Raw genomic sequence first — 17,371 nt, forward strand, 5'->3', positions numbered from 1 at the left:
TAATTGATCTTCACCAATAGCGGTTAACGGTAAAATAATGGTATAGCTTCCATTGCGGTTGTCTGACCAACTGACAGTGCTTGCTTGTTCCGCAATTGAATAGCTGAGCTATCAACACCTTCAAGGGTGTTACCAAAGGCATCTTTTAGTATTACGGTTAATTGTAACGAATGCCCTGATTTGAGACCGTTGGGCGACGAAGAGGTTAATTTAACAGTTTTAACTACACCACGTTGATTTTCTGCGCCACTCCCATTTTTTGCTGTCGCTTTAATGGTCGTAGGCTGTTTTACTTGCCACGTTTTTGTTGATGTGTGACGGTTAGCACTCACCTCAATAGTATAATCTCCTGTTTTTTCTACAGGTAATGCGGCGGTGTAAATGCCTTTGTGGGTTGAGGATTCAGTAAAAGGTATTGATCGAGACTGTTTGTTGATCTTAACAGTGATATGGTTAGCAATTGCAGTAACCGGGTGCTTATTATTATCAGTAACTTTTACTGTAATAGTTTGAGTTTCACCTGCTTCACTTGCATAGATAGGCTCAAGTACAACATGGGTGATTTTTGTGCTTTCTATCGCATTATTCACCACAATATTGACGTTTTGGGCATGCCCATTGATGCTCACTTTTACTGTGTCGCTAGCGAGTTGGGTTAGCAATAAATCAGTGGTATAAGTGCCATCTTGGTTGTCTTTCCACGTCACGTTGGTTTTTTGGTTGTGCGTTAGCGTAATGCTGTTCAGGTCAATCCCTTTAAGGGGGTTGTTAAATGCATCTTTTGCGGTGACCGTTAGCTTTAGAGAGTCACCAGATTTGAGTGCGGTAATTGACGACGTATTGAGTGTTATATTGTTAACGACACCACGGTCACCAGTATGGCCTTTGGGATTGGCTGTAATAGTGGTTGCGCCATTGACAGTCCACTCTTTTGATTGTGTTTGGTTACCAGCTTTGATTTCGACAGTGTATTTCCCTGCCGTCATTGCTGGCAAGGTGCCAATGTAAGAGCCTTTATTTTGTGTAGATTCAGTCAAGGTGACAGCCACTTTTTGACCGTTTACCGCTACAGTGATGGCATTTGCAATATTTGTAATTGCATGACCTTGATTATCAATAGCTTTCACCGTAATAGTGGGTTGATTACCTGCTTCGCTATTGGAAATAGGCTCTAAACTTAATGCGGTGATATGGCTGACTTGCTCGCTATAGGCCACATCAATAGCCACTTCATTACTTTGGATACCATTGGCCTCAACCTTTAATGACGCTTTTCCAAACTGAATTAACTGTAGGCTTGAACGGTAAGAACCATCTTGATTATCTTGCCATGGCGCATTTTTATTCTTGCTTTTAAGTAAGTTAATTAATTTTGTATCAACACCTGTTAAGGTATTACCAAACGCATCTTTCATGGTCGCGGTTAGGGTTAGGGTATCGCCAACTTTTAGACCATTATGGGGTGATATTTGAAACTCAATGGTGTTGAGGGTGCCGCGTTCATTTAATTGGCCCTGCGGGGAGGCGGTAATAGTGTTTGCTGCTCCTACCACCCAGATCCTTGTCTCGGTTTTCGTGTTAACTTTGGCATTAATTATGTAAGTGCCAGGCATTTGCGCCGGCAAAACAGCCATGTAGGTGCCTTTGTTTGTTGTTGATTCTGCTAATTGTAAAGTGTTTGTCTTCCCTTCAATGGTGACTTGTATTTCATTTGCTATTTGGGTCACAGGATGCTGATTAGCATCAGTCACTTTTAGTGTAATAACTCTATTGTCACCTGTTGCACTAGAGGGGATAGCGTCAAAGATGATATTGCTCACTTTGGCACTATTTGTCGTATTAGCGACGTTAATTGGTGTATGAGGTGTTTTATGACCACTAATTGAAGCGGTTAATTTATAGTCTCCTATTTGAGTTAATGGCAAGGTGGTTGAGTAAGTTCCGTTAGCGTTATCAATCCATTGTAGTGTTCCAGCATTATAGCCATCAAGAATAATATTACTGGTGTCGATCCCTGTTAATGTATTACCAAAGATATCGGTTAGCGTTACCATCACACGGAGTGCGTCGCCTGATTGCAGATTGGCTACACTACCGGTGGTCATGGTAATTTTATCGATAACACCTTTTGCCCCTTGCAGACCACTGCCAGTTGGGTTTATTGATTTAATGGGTTTTGATTTCTCAACTACCAGTGTTTTTACGCCTGACAGCTTATTATTCACTTCCGCGATAATACTATGCTTACCTTCGTGTTGCCCTGGAAGAATAACCTCATAGGTTTGAGGGGCGATTTCTTTGATGGGTAGTGTGTGTTTTTTGCCATCAATTTCAATAATTATTTCCTGTTCACCAACCACAGGGTTACCATTTTTATCGGTTAATTTAACAGTCAGTGTGCTATTAGAACCTGCATCTGCTTTTTCTATTTTGGTAATTTCAACTTTACTGACGTTATTTTTACCCGAAGCGTTGCTGACTTGAATGGCCGTCGCAGGGGTTTTTTGACCGTTAATTGAGGCGGTTAAATCTTTTGAGCCAATCTCTGTTAATGTGATGGTGGTGGTGTAAGAACCATCGCCTTCATCCTTCCAGACTGGTTTGCCGTTAAACCCGTCAAGGTTGATAGTATGGGTATTGATCTCGGTTAAACCGTTATGAAAGGCATCAGTGATAGTCACTGTGATCCCAAGCTGATCGCCAGATTGTAAGTTGCTGGTATCGCCCATTGTCATGGCAATGTTGTTGACAACACCTTTTTCCCCAAGTTTTCCGGTATTATTCGATTTTATTGGTGTTGGTTTCGCGACCACGATTGTATTTTCAGTTGAGACCTTACTATTCACATTCGCGCTAATGCTATGATTACCCGCTTGCAGTGCTGGTAGTGTGACTTCATAAATACCCGGTTTTCTTTCTCTCGCTGGCAGTTTATGGGCTTGACCATCAATATTGATAGTTATTTCTTTTTCACCGGCCACTAGGTTGCCATGTTTATCGGTTAACTCGATAGTCACAATACTATTTGAGCCTGCCGCTGGTTTTTCTGTTTTGGTGATTTTCACCTGGTCGACATGGGACGCCCCTGTGGCGTTATTAACCTGTACTTCTGTGAGTGGGCTGCGGGTACCATTGACTGAGGCGGTTAAATCATTGCTGCCAACCTCGGTTAAGGTCAAGGTAGTGGTATAAGAGCCATCGCCATTGTCTCCCCATTTTAAGGTATTCCCTTTGTGTTTACCGACATCGATATTATCGGTATTTAAACCAGCTAAACCGTTACCAAAGGCATCTGACACCGTTACGGTGACATCAAGAGGATTACCGGATTCAAAACGGTGAGTGTGATCAACCGTGATAGCCACTTTGTCAATAACACCTTTCTCGCCTAGTTGGCCCGTTCCGTTTGGGTTGTTCGGGGAAATTGATTTTGGCTGCTCAACCAGCAACTTTTCTTTAATTGATGTGGTGCCATTCAAACTAACATGAATATCATGTTTGCCTGCTTGTAGCGCTGGCAATGTGACCTCATAAATACCCGGTTTTCCTTCTTTTGCAGGTAAAGTGTAGGGTTTGCCATCAATTTTAATCACCATTTCCTGTTCACCAACCACAGGGTTACCATTTTTGTCGGTTAATTTGACAGTCAGTGTGCTTTGCGCGCCCGCTGCTGGGGTAGGAGGATTGGTAATGACGATTTTGCTAACTTTGTCTTTTCCTTTGGCATGGCTAACTTGGGTTTGTTTCTGTGGGCTGGTAGAGCCATTAATAGAAACAGTGAGGTCATTATTGCCAATTTCTGTTAATTCAATATTGGTAGAGTATGAGCCATCTTGGTTATCGACCCATTTCAACGTATCGCCTTTGTGTTTACCAATGTTGATATTATTAGTGTCTAGCCCTGACAAACCATTGTTAAAGGCATCTGTGATGGTTACGGTGATTTCGAGCTTATCGCCAGATTGTAGATGGCTGGTATCACCTGTGGTGATGGCGATATTATCGACGACGCCTTGCTCACCTTTTTGCCCTATACCACTCGGGTCTTTAGGCTTGATAGGTTGTGGCTTATCAACAATTAGCAATTCTTTGGGGGACTCTTTCCCGTTAACGACCACTGAAATATAATGGTTGCCTGCAATTTGCCCCTGAATAATAGCTTCATAAGTACCTGGGGAGGTTTCTGTTACTGGCAAAGTGTGTGGCTGACCATCAATATTAACGGTAATTTCTTTTTCGCCGACTATGGGGTTGTTGTGTTTATCACTTAACTGGAAAGTCACGGTACCATTTTCACCTGCTGCGGGTTTACTGATGTTGGTGACTTTCACGTTATCGACATTTTTAGTGCCTGTGGCGTTGCCCACTTCGACTTTAGTGGCTGGGCTCATTGTTCCATTAACAGAAACAGTTAAATCATTGGTACCGACTTCGGTTAATGGTAAAGAGGTGGTGTATGAACCATCACCGTTATCAATCCATTTCAATGTATCGCCTTGGTATTTGCCAATATTGATATTATTGCTGTTTAAATCTGTTAAGCCGTTACCAAAGGCATCTTTAATGGTGACGGTAACATCAAGCGTATCCCCAGATTGCAAAGAGTAGGGAGAACTAGGCGTTATAGTTATATTATCAACAACACCTTTTTCCCCTTTTTTTCCTGTCCCATCTGGCGTGAGAGGAGTAATTGGCTTCGGAGACTCAACGATTAGAACTTCTGGGGAAGATGTGTGTGTACCAATAGTCACCGTTACGTTTGGTGTACCGCTTTGTTGTCCCGGTAATGTGCCGATATAAACGCCACTACCTGCAAAAGTTTCACTTATTGTAATGGGGGTTGGTTGACCATCGATGTTGGCTATTACGCTACCATCAGCCCCAGAAATTGGGTTGTTATATTGGTCAGTTAAAGAAATCATGATGATACTATCTGTACCCGCGGCTGTTTTCTCAAGGTCTAAAATGGAGACATTGGCTAGCTGACCAAATACAAAATTCACTTTTACTTCAACGCGTTGTTCATTGAGTGTTGCGGACAGTTTAGTTGTTCCCGCTATTTTGCTGTCCACTTCAACATCAGTGTTACCCTGCTCATCGGTTGGGCTTAGCTGTGTGGCATTGGCATTTTCAGCATCAAGTTGCAGCATGGCACCCTGAATTGGGTGTGCATGGTTATCAGTGATATGGAATTGAATTTTATTTGTAGATTTTCCATCTGCAACCGCATTATCACTGAGGATATTAAAATGATTAATATGCGCTTGGCGGGTATCTGCAATAAAGGAAAAAGCCGCTTCAACCGGTACGCCGCCGTTTGCAGTCGCTTGAATTCGGTGCTTACCTGTGACGAGAGAGGTAAATTGAATCGATGCTTCTCCTTTCATATTGGTGATAACGCGATATTTGCTTTGGGTGGTTGATTTTGCCGCCTGCATTTTTTTAAATAGATTAGAAAAAGCCATTTGTGACGAGGTGGCTTTTGGCGTAGCCAGTTTGAGCTCAGCAGGCAAGGTGAAGGTCACGACGGAGTCCGGTGCGATATTTCCTAAAGCATCCCGGGCAATTATGGTTAATGTATTGATATCTTGGCCATTAGCTATCGCGTTACCTTGTTTGATGACCTCGTTTGGGTTAATTGATAATACGCCGTAGTCGGTAACTTCAACCCATGTCGTTCCTTGTGGAGAGTGATTTCCATTGTGGTCAGATGCGGTTATTGTGAATCGATAGCGGTTATTTTTCTTGCTTTCTTCTTTGGTCATTGCCACTTTGTAGGTGGGCAATTTAACTTTTGTTTTTGCACCATCAAGTAAGATCTCTCCGCCAGCAGCTAAAAACTCCGGGGCTTGGACTGTGATGTCTTTTAAAGGGTACTTGGTACTAAGGGAATTGATGATAGGGAGTATATCCCCTGTTTTTCCTTGGACCATGTCAGGAAGAGAAAGCGATATCAAGGTTTTCTTTTGATATTCCAATACGATATTATTATTACGGTTAACGAAATCATATCGGCTACCTAATAGACGGCGCGACTCAACGACTTTAGTCGGGTCAAGGTGTTCAGCTAAGCTTTTACCCAATGTCCAAGTGAATTCCATTTTGGCATTGGTTTCACTCAATCCTCCACTTATTTTCTGTTCTGCGCTTAAGGTTACCAGTGAGAAAGGGGTCCAACTCATACCAATTGTGGTTGCCAGTGGGTTTTTTTGGCGCTTATCTTTGCCAAATAAAGCAACATCATCCCCAAAATATTGCTCAAACTTCAGGTTTCCACCAAGGTGCGGATATGATGGTAAAAAGCCCTCAGCTTGCAAATCCCAACCGTTAGCTGGGCGAGCATTGTAGTCATTTTTTAATTCAGACGCCCCCCGCCATGACGAGGTACGCAGGTAAGTATTGGCACTCAATTTTAAGAAATCTTGTGCGTATTCAACCCCAAAACCGACACGAGAGTGATAACGAGATAAGTCATGGTCAAAAAAGGCATTCGTGCCTACCATACTATCCGGGGTAAAGTGACGGACGCCAACACCATTATTGGTTTGTAAGCGGCCATCAGTACGATGAACGTTATGTTGGGTAAACAGTAATAAATCAGGTTGGTCATACCAAGGGATTAACCAATCTAACTGGGTATTTTTAATTTTTAATTTTTTATCTACGTCAACACTAAATTTGGCGTTCCCCGTTTGGGATAACCAATGGTTGATTTCATTTGTTGCTGCGTTGGTAACTTTATTACGCGTGTAATCCTGTGCTAGCTCAGCGAGGTCTGCAGCTTTTTTCTTATCCGAAATAAAACGAGCGGCACTTTGGCTATACTCAGCAATAAGCTGTTCGGTTTTATTGTCATCAAGAGGGAGTGAATCACCACCTAGTGTTGGCAACTCATCAGGGCTTAACATTTTTGCGTAGCTTGGCATAACAGGCATAACAGCCGAAGACCAAATAGCAGTAAATATCACAAAACCATTTGAGAGTCTGTGTCTCAATGTTGGCTTTGCTGTTGATGTAGTGGGGCTCATTTAATTCATTCCTAGTTTTAATTTTAACTTTGCTATTGTGGAATGCTTATAAAGGTAAGAGCTTGTGAATTAGTTTGACTTAAACAGAAGCGGAATTTGCAAGGCGAAAAAATGGGGGATGAGTGGCTTTTATTGCTAATAAAAAGCGACCGTTTATAACGCGAGTAAATGCTATTTATGTTGCTTGAGAATTAATCTTACCTGAACAAAATCAGTTATCTAAAGGGTGAAATAATGGGTTGGAAATTATGCATTTCAAATTAATCAATAGATGGTATAAACGCTATTCTTATTGGAATAATATTAAATTTAGTCGCGGTTTGTGGCCGTCATCAGTTCGTTACTAAAAAATAAAAAAAAGCCCCATTTAAGGGGTAATAATGAGCTAAGAGTTAAACCACTATTTTTATTTTATGGCGTGGTCTCAAGTGAGGGGTATCCATATAATTAAAATAATTGACCGAATAAATGCCACAATGAGTCTGTTTGGGGGGCAGGTTTATGAGTGGGCTGCCTAAATAAGGCCCCCTTATAAACGATACGGTTTTCTTGACTGTGATACGTGGCATTTTTGTCTATAAAGTTAACCGGTATGACCCTGCTATCACCATTAAGAGTGGCAATGATTTCTGTTGTTCCAGCAGTTAAGCTACTGATTTCTAATTCGGTATTTCCCTGCTCATCGGTAGGTATCGTCGGTGAAATAGCGACATTTTTACCACTAAAATGCACTTGTGCACCTGCGATACTTTGTCGGCTATTATTCACAATATGAAATTTAATTTTATTTTTACTGTTCCCATCTGCCAACGCATTGTTTTGCATAATCTCTATACTGCCGATAAACGACTGATCAATATCGGGTTTAAAGTTAAACTGTTCGTTAATTTCTGCACCATATTGCGTACTGGCTTTTAAGGCGTAGCTCCCTGATACCGAAGCTGTAAATTGAATAGAAGCTTCTCCTTTGCTATTAGCGATAATGGCGAACTCTTGTTCTGAAGCGGATTTTGCGACCTGTGCTTTCCACATAAAATGGTTAAATAACGAATAATAACTTGTATTTTTTTGATTGAACGAGGTAAGCCCAGCGGGTAGGGTAAAATTCACTTTTGCATTTGGGACGGTATGTCCAAGCGAATCCTTAATAACTACAGTGAATACATTTGGGTCTCGACCATTTGCTATAACATTACTCTTTTTTGTACCATTTTTATGGATGATAGCGAGCAAGCCAGTATTGGACACTTCAACTAAGGTTTCAGCTTGTGGTGACATGTTCCCCTTAATGTCATAAGCGGTTACTGTTAGGCGATATCGGTTGAGTTGTTGGTTTTTAACGTCATTTTCCGCTATTTTGTAAGAGGGCAACTTCACTGAACTCTTGAGACCATTTAGCGTAATGCTACCACCTGCCGCTACCAACTCAGGGGCTTCAACAATAATTTTTTCGAGAGGATACTCTGAGATTAAGTTGCGAATAATAGACACTTCTTCGCCGGTCACGCCTTGAATAACCTGAGGTAATGACAGCAAAATTAAGTTTTTATTTTGATATTCCAAAATAATATTATTGTTGCGATTAACAAAATCATGACGGTTACTGGAAATACGGTGAGTTGCATCGACTGCTGAAGCGTCAAGGTGCTGCGCTAGATTTTTGCCTAATAGCCAGGTTAAACCGAGGTTTACACGAGTTTCGTTGGTATTGCCATTTCCTATTTTATGCTCTGCATTAATACCCAGCAATGGGAAAGGGGTCCAATGCACACCAACAGTGGTGGCCATAGGGTTTTTCTGACGTTTATTTTTACCAAATAAAGCGACGTCATCACCGTAATATTGCTCTAGTTTTAAGTTAGCGCCTAAGTTTGAATAAGTAGGAAGCCACCCTTCGACTTGAATATCCCACCCATTGGCAGGGCGCGCATCATAATCATCTTTTAATTCTGATGTGCTGCGCCAAGAAGATAGCCTTAAGTAGCTATTAGCGCTGATTTTGGCGTAATCCTGTGCGTATTCTAGGCCAAATCCTAAGCGGGAATGATGATAGGATAAATCATGGTCAAAAAAGGTATTCAGACCCATCATGCTATTTTGGTTAAAGTGGCGTAACCCTATACCGTGATTAGTTTGCAGCCTGCCATCAGTTCGGTGAATGCTGTGTTGGGAAAACAGTAACAAATCGGGTTGGTCATACCAAGGTATCAACCAGTCCAATTGGGTATTTTTAATCGACAGTTGTTTATCAAGGTTAATATTGAGCCTAGCATTACCAGCTTTTGACAGCCAGTGAGATATTTCATCGGTGGCAACATCAGCTGCTTTTTGACGAGCATAGTCCTGTGCCATTTCCGAGAGGTTTTTAGTCTTGTTTTCCTCAGAGGTCAAGTTTGCCGCATTCTGCCCATATTTAGCCAGAAAGCGTTCAGTACCATCAGAGGAGGGAAGTGGGTCAAATTGAAAGGCATCGCTACCCAATCCCAATGTAGGTAAGTTGTCCGTACTGAGTATTTGGGCGTAACTGGGTATGGCCAGCATAATGGCGATAGACCCAATGGTAGCGGCGAGCGCCAAGCGATTCGAGAACGTTGGTTTCAATTTTGACGAAAGGGGAGCCATCGAACTTATTCCTGATATCAATATTAACGTTGCTATTGTCAGGGGGGAGTGGTGTATATGCTTGTGAATTTATTGGACTTAAACGGAAATTAAGTTAGCGTAGTGGAAAAGTTTGGAATGGTATGGTTACCAATTGATTAGTAAGGTTTTTTCATTCCCCCCTATATACGGGGGGAAATAGGGTGTTTAAGGTGTTACTTGGCTTACTGAGACCGTTGTTTGTGTTGAGTGGCCATTGATTGAGGCTGCAATATCAAGGTTACCGGCTGCTGTTAATGTTAAGTAGGTAGAATAATCCCCATCGCGCTCTTCATACCAACCGACAAGATTAGCGTTATGGTTTCCAAGGTCGATATTACGAGGGTCTATACCTTCAAGTGTATTACCAAATGCATCACTGAGGGTAACGGTAAGTAGTAAATCATCACCGACGTTCAAATTACTGGTTGCTCTTGTGGTGATTTCTACATGCGCAACAACACCTAACTGACCTTGAGGGCCGCTGCCGTCAGGGTTGATCGCATCGACGGTGAGTGGTGAGCTTACAGTTAAAGTGTACTCTGGTGACGTTTTTCCCTGTAAAGAAGCAGTTATGGTGTAATCACCTTCCATTTGCCCTGCAAGTATTCCACTATATTCACCTAGGTTGGCGGAGTTTTCTTCGATTTCTACTGGGATTTGTTTATTACCCATATTGATCATAATGACCCCATCGGCACCAGAAATAGGGTTGTCATTTTCATCAATGAGTCTGAGTGAAATGGTCGTCTCTGCGCCAGCATAGGTTGTACTGGTGTTAAGAATTTTAATTTTGTTTAAATGACCGCTGATAAAATAGACGGCAACGGTTTCAGTATGACCATCGACAGATGCGGTAACTTCGCTGATACCACTCATCATACTGGTCAGGGGCATGTCAATCATTCCCTGTTGGTTTGTCACACCATGAGCGTCAATTTTACCTAGCGTGGCGCTAAAATTGACGGTTTTCCCTGCGATAGGGTTACCTTTAGCATCGGTAATATAAACGGAAACTATATTGGCTTCTTTGCCATCCGCCAATGATGCTGTTTTACTGATATTAATACCCTGTATTTGTGCTGGGCTGGTTGCTGTGGCGATGGTATCCGTGACTTCAATCAGTGTTTCACTTGTTGATGATGTATTCCCATTAATATCATAAGCAACGGCACTTAAATGATAACGGTTCAATTTTTTACTTTCTGAAGGGGTTGAGGCCATTTTATATGCTGGCAATTTTAACCTAGCATTTTGACCTGATGAACTAATAACACCCCCAGCAGCGAATAATTCAGGGGAGTTCCAGACAATTTTTTTAAGGGGGTATTGAGTTGTAACTGATTGTACAAGTTGTAATTCTTGGCCTGCTTCACCTTGTATTTTTTCTGGGAGCTTTAACTGAATAACGGTTTTCTTTTGGTAATCTAGAACAATATTGTTATTTCGATTAACGAAATCGTGGCGGTTACTAGACACTCGACGGGAGTCGCCTACTTTCGATGGGTCCATTTGCTCAGCGAATGCTTTATCAAATGCCCAAGTAAACTGCATTTTTGCACTGGTATCATGTAATCCACTACTGACTTTATGCTGAGTACTCAAGGTGACTAGGGGAATTGGAGTCCAATTGACACCAACTGAGGCTGCTGTTGGGTCTTTTTGGCGTTTATTTTTCCCCATAAGAGCAACATCCTGACCGAAATATTGTTCAAATTTAAGATGACCGCCGAGGTGAGGGTAAGCAGGTAACCACCCCTCTGCTTGTACATCCCAACCGCGGGCAGGGCGTGCATTATAGGCTTGAGATAATGCCGATGTACTACGCCATCCAGAAACAGGTAAATAGCTATTCGCCGTGAGTTTTAAATAGTCTTGCCAATATTCGGCACCGATGCCTAAACGGGAATGATAATGGGAAAGGTCATGGTCAAAGAAAGCATTGATACCAACTGTGTTGCGGTCGTTGAACTGACGTAACCCAATACCATTATTGCTTTGTAACCTTCCATCGGTATTATGAATGCTATGTTGGGTAAATAACAGCATATCAGCCTGTTCATACCAAGGGATCAGCCAGTCAAATTGGCTACTTTTAAGGGATAATTTTTTATCAACATTTAGGCTTAATTTGACATTACCGGCTTTTGATAACCAACGGGTAATTTCGTCTATTGCAACATTAGCGGCTTGGTTAAACGCGTAACTTTGTGCCATCTCAGCGATATCATTGCTATTTTTTTGTTGAGATAGCAGTGTTGCAGTTGTTTTACTGTATTGTGCTAAGTCACGTTCCATGGTGCTATTTTCAGGGTTTTCTACTGTGCTGCCTAAAAGCGGTAATTCTTTCGGTTCGAGCATTTTTGCATAGCTAGGCAACATTGGCATAATGGTCAATGACCAAGCTGCCATAAATAAGGCTAAAGGATGAGAGCGTTTGTCTTTAGGGCAATTCATTAAATACATTCCTAGATTGGATATTCATTTCCGTTATTTTGGAACAAGTATTGAGAAAAACGCTTGGGAATTACTTGGAATAATATGGAAAAGCGGTTTTTATATTGGAATTATTTGGAATGACCGCGTTTATTGATAATTGAAAAATATCGAATAAGTGACTGGGTAAAATCAATAAAATTGTCATTGGAAAAAATCTTACTATAATAAAAACAATGGATTAGATGAGGGTAGTATGGAGCTTACATTTTTAGGAACCAGTGCTGGTGTGCCAACGAAAGAGCGTAATGTCACCAGTATGATATTAAATTTGGTCGGTATTCGAAAAAGCTATTGGTTATTTGATTGCGGGGAAGGCACACAACACCGTATTTTAAATAGCCCATTTAAAACGCCAAAAATTGACAAGATCTTTATTACACATTTACATGGCGATCATATTTTTGGGCTACCGGGTTTGTTATGCAGCCGCTCAATGGGGGGCGCAACAGAACCTTTGACGCTATATGGTCCGAAAGGGTTGAAACAATATGTTGAAACCGTTTTGAGTGTGAGTGAGTCTTATATGACTTATCCACTCAACATCATTGAAATTCAAGCTGGGCAGTTATTTGATGATGGCGAATTGATTGTGACGGCTTACCCCCTTGACCACCGAGTGGAATGCTACGGCTACCGTATTGAAGAGCATGCAAAGAGCGGGGCTTTAGATGCAGAGCGACTCGCGCAAGATAACATCCCTCGGGGGCCGTGGATGCAAGACCTAAAAGCGGGTAAAACAATCACTTTGGAAGATGGTCGAACTGTGAATGGCGCGGAGTATTTAGGCGAACCTATCTCTGGTAAAGTGATTGCAATTTTTGGTGACACTCAGCCAACCGACCAGGGGCTAGCACTCGCTAAAAATGCAGATGTTATGGTGCATGAAACCACTTTAGAAGCAGCATTTGCGGAAAAAGCCAATGAACGCGGGCACTCAACTACGGAACAAGCGGCTCGATTAGCTCGTGCTGCTGGGGTAAAACGCTTTATTGCAACCCATTTGAGTGGGCGTTATATGACTCATGATATCCCAAGGTTACTTGCTGAGTGCCAAGCAATATTCCCAGCCACAATAATGGCAGAGGATTATTTAACCGTGAAAATTTAATTTAAGCGGGTAATAAACGGCCCGCTTAATGATAATTTTTTTAAAAAATCACTTTCACAAAACCATTGCGGCAGTAAGTTTCGTATTCATCGGAAAGTTGGCGATTGGTGACTATCACATCGAATTGTGACAATTCCCCCATATTGGCGGTAGCAACTTCATCAAATAGGTTATAGGGCGCTAATAAAATCTTACGAATGGACTTTTCCATGGCTTTTTTCTTCATGGGTAAATCATCCAAGTTATAGCAAGTCACACCATAGTTCCCGTGTACGCCAGCCGCAGAGATAAAGGCTTTTTTGGGGTTAATTGAATCGAGTAGTGAAGGTAATGAAGGGTTGTAAAAGGAATCGCTTTTTGGCCGATATTCACCACCACATAACAAGGCGGTGGCATTTTTCTTCTGGCTTAACGCTAAAAAAACGTTATGTGAGTAACAAATTCCAGTGAAACTGATCTCCTCTGGGATAAGAGAAATCAATGTTGCCATTTCAATACCATTATCAAAGAAAATCACATCATCTTCAGTAACCATACTCGCGGCAAGGTTTGGAATATACAGTGCTTCGGTTTGGTCTGGGGTAAAAATATCCGCTTGTTGTTCTTGAGCGATTAAATTGGCGGGTTGGGTAACAGAAACAATATAGCCACCAAGTAGCGACATTGGGATAGGGCCTTCGGTATCTGCGCTAAGGTCTCGTCGAATGGTCATTTCTGATACTTCGAGTATTCTAGCGGCTTCTTTTAAATGAATGCGTCCTGAACGTTTTAAACATTCACTTAAGCGGCGAAGGCGTTCTTTTTGTTTAGTTTCTATCACCCTACAGTCCTTTTGTAATACATAAAATTGGCGCGGTCAGACCGCGCCCCAGCATTTAGTAGTCACTTGGCTGGTCATTATTCCCCGTGACTATTGCAACACTTGCACTAGCGCCAACACGGTTAGCACCAGCTTCAATCATTTTAATGGCAGTTTCACGATCGCGAACGCCGCCAGACGCTTTTACACCAACTTCGTTGCCGACTACTTTACGCATTAGAGCAACATGGTGTTCAGTCGCCCCCATTGTACTGAAACCTGTTGAAGTTTTCACAAAACCAACTTTAATTGTGCGGCAAATTTCACAAACTTGTGTAATTTCTTCATCTGTTAGTAGGCAGTTTTCTAAGATAACCTTGAGTGTTGCGTTACCGCAAGCGGCAAAAACAGCTTCAATATCTTGACGAACAAAGTCTAAATCACCACTTTTTAGCATCCCGACGTTGATGACCATATCAACTTCATCAGCTCCACGGCGCACGGCTTCAGCCGCTTCAAAAGCTTTAGCTTCAGTTAAACATGCACCTAAAGGGAAGCCTACCACACAGCAAACCTTAACGTCGCTGTTTTTTAACAGCTCACTGGCTAAAGGCACATATCCTGTATTGACACATACTGAGGCAAAATGGTGCTCTGCCGCTTCTGCACATAATTTTGTGATATCACTAACAGTTGCATTAGCAGCGAGTAAAGTGTGATCAATATATTTTGCTAAGTCTTGCATTTTCAACTTTCCTATATAAATGTGGATAAGACAACAAAGAATGAGGAAATGTGGTAGATGTAACACTTGATCATTCGTTATTCGAGATCCTAATCACAAATGATATTTTTGCAACATGATAATGTTAGTATCATATCATTATGTGATTTATTTAACACGAGGGACATTATGGATATAGCAGTTATTGGTTCAAACATGGTTGATTTGATCACTTATATCGATCAAATGCCAAAAGAAGGCGAAACGCTAGAAGCGCCAGCTTTCAAAATTGGTTGCGGCGGTAAAGGTGCGAACCAAGCTGTTGCTGCGGCTAAATTGAATTCTAAAGTGATTATGTTAACTAAAGTCGGCGATGATATCTTTGCAGATAACACCATCCGTAATCTTGAATCTTACGGGATTAACACGCGCTATGTGGAAAAAGTTCCGTGTACTTCAAGTGGTGTCGCGCCAATTTTTGTTAATCAAAATTCGTCTAATAGTATTTTGATCGTTAAAGGAGCGAATAAGTTTTTATCACCAGAGGATATCGATCGGGCTGCTGAAGATCTAAAAAAATGCAAACTGATCGTCCTACAATTAGAAGTCCAACTCGAAACGGTGTATCACGCGATCGCTTTTGGTAACAAGCATGGGATACCCGTATTACTTAACCCGGCCCCCGCTCAACGAACGCTCGATCTAGATTTTGCCTGCCGTTGTGATTTCTTTGTACCCAATGAAACGGAATTAGAAATTCTAACCAATATGCCAGTCGACACGATGGACAACATCCGCCGAGCTTCACAATCACTATTGGATAAAGGCCTAAAAAACCTGATTGTCACACTTGGTGATAAAGGGGCTTTGTGGATGACGCGCGATAGTGAGTTGTATATACCTGCTATCAAAGTAAATGCCATTGATACCAGTGGCGCTGGAGATGCCTTTATTGGCTGTTTTTCTCATTATTATGTACACACCGGGAATATTGAAGAAGCACTGAAAAAAGCAGTGATGTTTTCTGCATTTAGTGTGACAGGGAAAGGGACTCAATCTTCTTATCCAAGTGTTGAGCAATTTACGGAATTTGTGCAAATCAACACAGTTAACAAATAGCTAAATAATAATAGTCAACGTAGCTGTATACCCTTTGATGTATTAATCAGTCACTAGAACTGAATAGCAAGTCATCGGGTATAAATTATAAAATTATAAGGGTTACTATGAACATTAAGAACATCACTCAGTTACCGGATGGCTACCTGAGTAAGACTCCTCTATTTCAATTTATCCTACTGTCCTGCCTTTTTCCTCTTTGGGGCTGTGCAGCGGCATTAAATGACATTTTGATCACACAGTTTAAAAGTGTTTTTGAACTTAGTAACTTTGCATCAGCTTTAGTGCAAAGTGCGTTTTATGGTGGGTACTTTTTGATTGCGATCCCTGCATCTTTGGTGATCAAAAAAACCAGCTATAAATACACTATTATGGTGGGGCTAATCCTCTACATCGCAGGGTGTAGTTTGTTCTTCCCAGCTTCACATATGGCAACCTATACGATGTTTTTGGCGGCAATTTTCGCGATTGCTATTGGTTTAAGTTTCCTTGAAACCGCAGCAAATACCTATAGTTCGATGATTGGTCCAAAACAGTACGCTACACTTCGTTTGAATATTAGCCAGACCTTTTACCCTATCGGTGCGGCTGGGGGGATTTTACTGGGTAAATATCTCGTTTTCTCCGAAGGAGATAGCCTGCAAAGCCAAATGGCGGGAATGAATGCGGAACAAATTCATGAATTCCGCCTAGCGATGTTAGAAAATACACTCGAACCCTATCGTTATATGATCATGGTATTGGTCGTGGTGATGATCTTATTCCTTATTACTAAGTTTCCTAAATGTAAAGTTGCAGAAACTCAGGATCACAAACGCCCCTCTGCGATCGATACGTTAAAGTATTTAGCCAAAAATAGCCGTTTTAGAAAAGGGATTATTGCTCAGTTCTTATATGTTGGGATGCAAGTTGCTGTTTGGTCATTCACTATTCGTTTAGCGTTAGAAATGGGCGATATTAACGAACGTGATGCATCGAACTTCATGGTATATAGCTTTGCGTGTTTCTTTATTGGTAAATTTATCGCCAATATCTTAATGACTCGTTTTAACGCAGAAAAAGTATTAATTATCTATTCTGTGATTGGTGCTCTGTTCCTTATTTATGTCGCATTTATTCCAAGTTTTACCGCGGTGTACGCCGCTGTAATGGTGAGCATTTTATTTGGACCTTGCTGGGCGACTATTTATGCGGGCACTTTGGATACAGTCGATAATGAACATACTGAAATGGCGGGTGCGGTCATTGTGATGGCGATTGTTGGGGCTGCAGTTGTCCCTGCGGTACAAGGTTATGTCGCTGATATGTTGCACTCTTTACAGCTTTCATTCTTGGTTTCTATGTTGTGCTTTGTTTATGTTGGTATTTACTTTGTTGGTGAACGCCGTTTTAAAGCAAAACAAGAAGCAAAATAATTCAGCGAATCAATTTGGGTAGTGTGAGCTACCCAATTC

General features: G+C 41.5%; 8 protein-coding genes. 3 read left to right on the forward strand and 5 right to left on the reverse strand.

The features are described from left to right. Positions 1 to 23 precede the first annotated feature (23 nt). From P3L56_RS02610 to P3L56_RS02620, 3 genes are all read right to left on the reverse strand, one after another. On the reverse strand, positions 24 to 7,028 hold the full coding sequence (locus tag P3L56_RS02610; RefSeq protein ID WP_272686217.1) for an invasin domain 3-containing protein: 7,005 nt from the start codon (positions 7,026 to 7,028) through the stop codon (positions 24 to 26). A gap of 447 nt (positions 7,029 to 7,475) precedes the next feature. Next, positions 7,476 to 9,650 carry an inverse autotransporter beta domain-containing protein gene (locus P3L56_RS02615; RefSeq protein ID WP_272686218.1) on the reverse strand — a complete coding sequence of 725 codons (2,175 nt, stop codon included), beginning with the start codon at positions 9,648 to 9,650 and terminating at the stop codon, positions 7,476 to 7,478. Between the two features lie 186 nt (positions 9,651 to 9,836). Beyond that, positions 9,837 to 12,125: an inverse autotransporter beta domain-containing protein gene (locus P3L56_RS02620; protein ID WP_164975533.1), complete on the reverse strand. Its 2,289-nt coding sequence runs from the start codon at positions 12,123 to 12,125 to the stop codon at positions 9,837 to 9,839. 235 nt (positions 12,126 to 12,360) lie between these two features. On the opposite strand from P3L56_RS02620, the gene rnz reads away from it, so the two are divergent. Continuing rightward, positions 12,361 to 13,275 carry a ribonuclease Z gene (rnz, locus tag P3L56_RS02625; protein WP_042848875.1) on the forward strand — a complete coding sequence of 305 codons (915 nt, stop codon included), beginning with the start codon at positions 12,361 to 12,363 and terminating at the stop codon, positions 13,273 to 13,275. Positions 13,276 to 13,315: 40 nt separating this feature from the next. On the opposite strand, the gene deoR is transcribed toward rnz, so the two are convergent. Both deoR and deoC read right to left on the reverse strand, forming a co-directional pair. Next, positions 13,316 to 14,095: a DNA-binding transcriptional repressor DeoR gene (gene deoR / locus P3L56_RS02630; protein WP_042848874.1), complete on the reverse strand. Its 780-nt coding sequence runs from the start codon at positions 14,093 to 14,095 to the stop codon at positions 13,316 to 13,318. A gap of 55 nt (positions 14,096 to 14,150) precedes the next feature. After that, on the reverse strand, positions 14,151 to 14,819 hold the full coding sequence (gene deoC, locus P3L56_RS02635; protein WP_042848873.1) for a deoxyribose-phosphate aldolase: 669 nt from the start codon (positions 14,817 to 14,819) through the stop codon (positions 14,151 to 14,153). Between the two features lie 168 nt (positions 14,820 to 14,987). Between deoC and rbsK the strand changes: the two genes are divergently transcribed. Next, a complete protein-coding gene (gene rbsK, locus P3L56_RS02640; protein ID WP_042848872.1) occupies positions 14,988 to 15,917 on the forward strand; it encodes a ribokinase in 930 nt (309 codons plus the stop codon). Positions 15,918 to 16,024: 107 nt separating this feature from the next. Beyond that, positions 16,025 to 17,332 (forward strand): L-fucose:H+ symporter permease, encoded by a 1,308-nt coding sequence (fucP, locus tag P3L56_RS02645; RefSeq protein WP_042848871.1) that lies wholly within the window; start codon positions 16,025 to 16,027, stop codon positions 17,330 to 17,332. Positions 17,333 to 17,371 lie beyond the last annotated feature (39 nt).

It is taken from the genome of Providencia sp. PROV024 (assembly GCF_032709665.1).
GTDB lineage: Bacteria > Pseudomonadota > Gammaproteobacteria > Enterobacterales > Enterobacteriaceae > Providencia > Providencia huashanensis.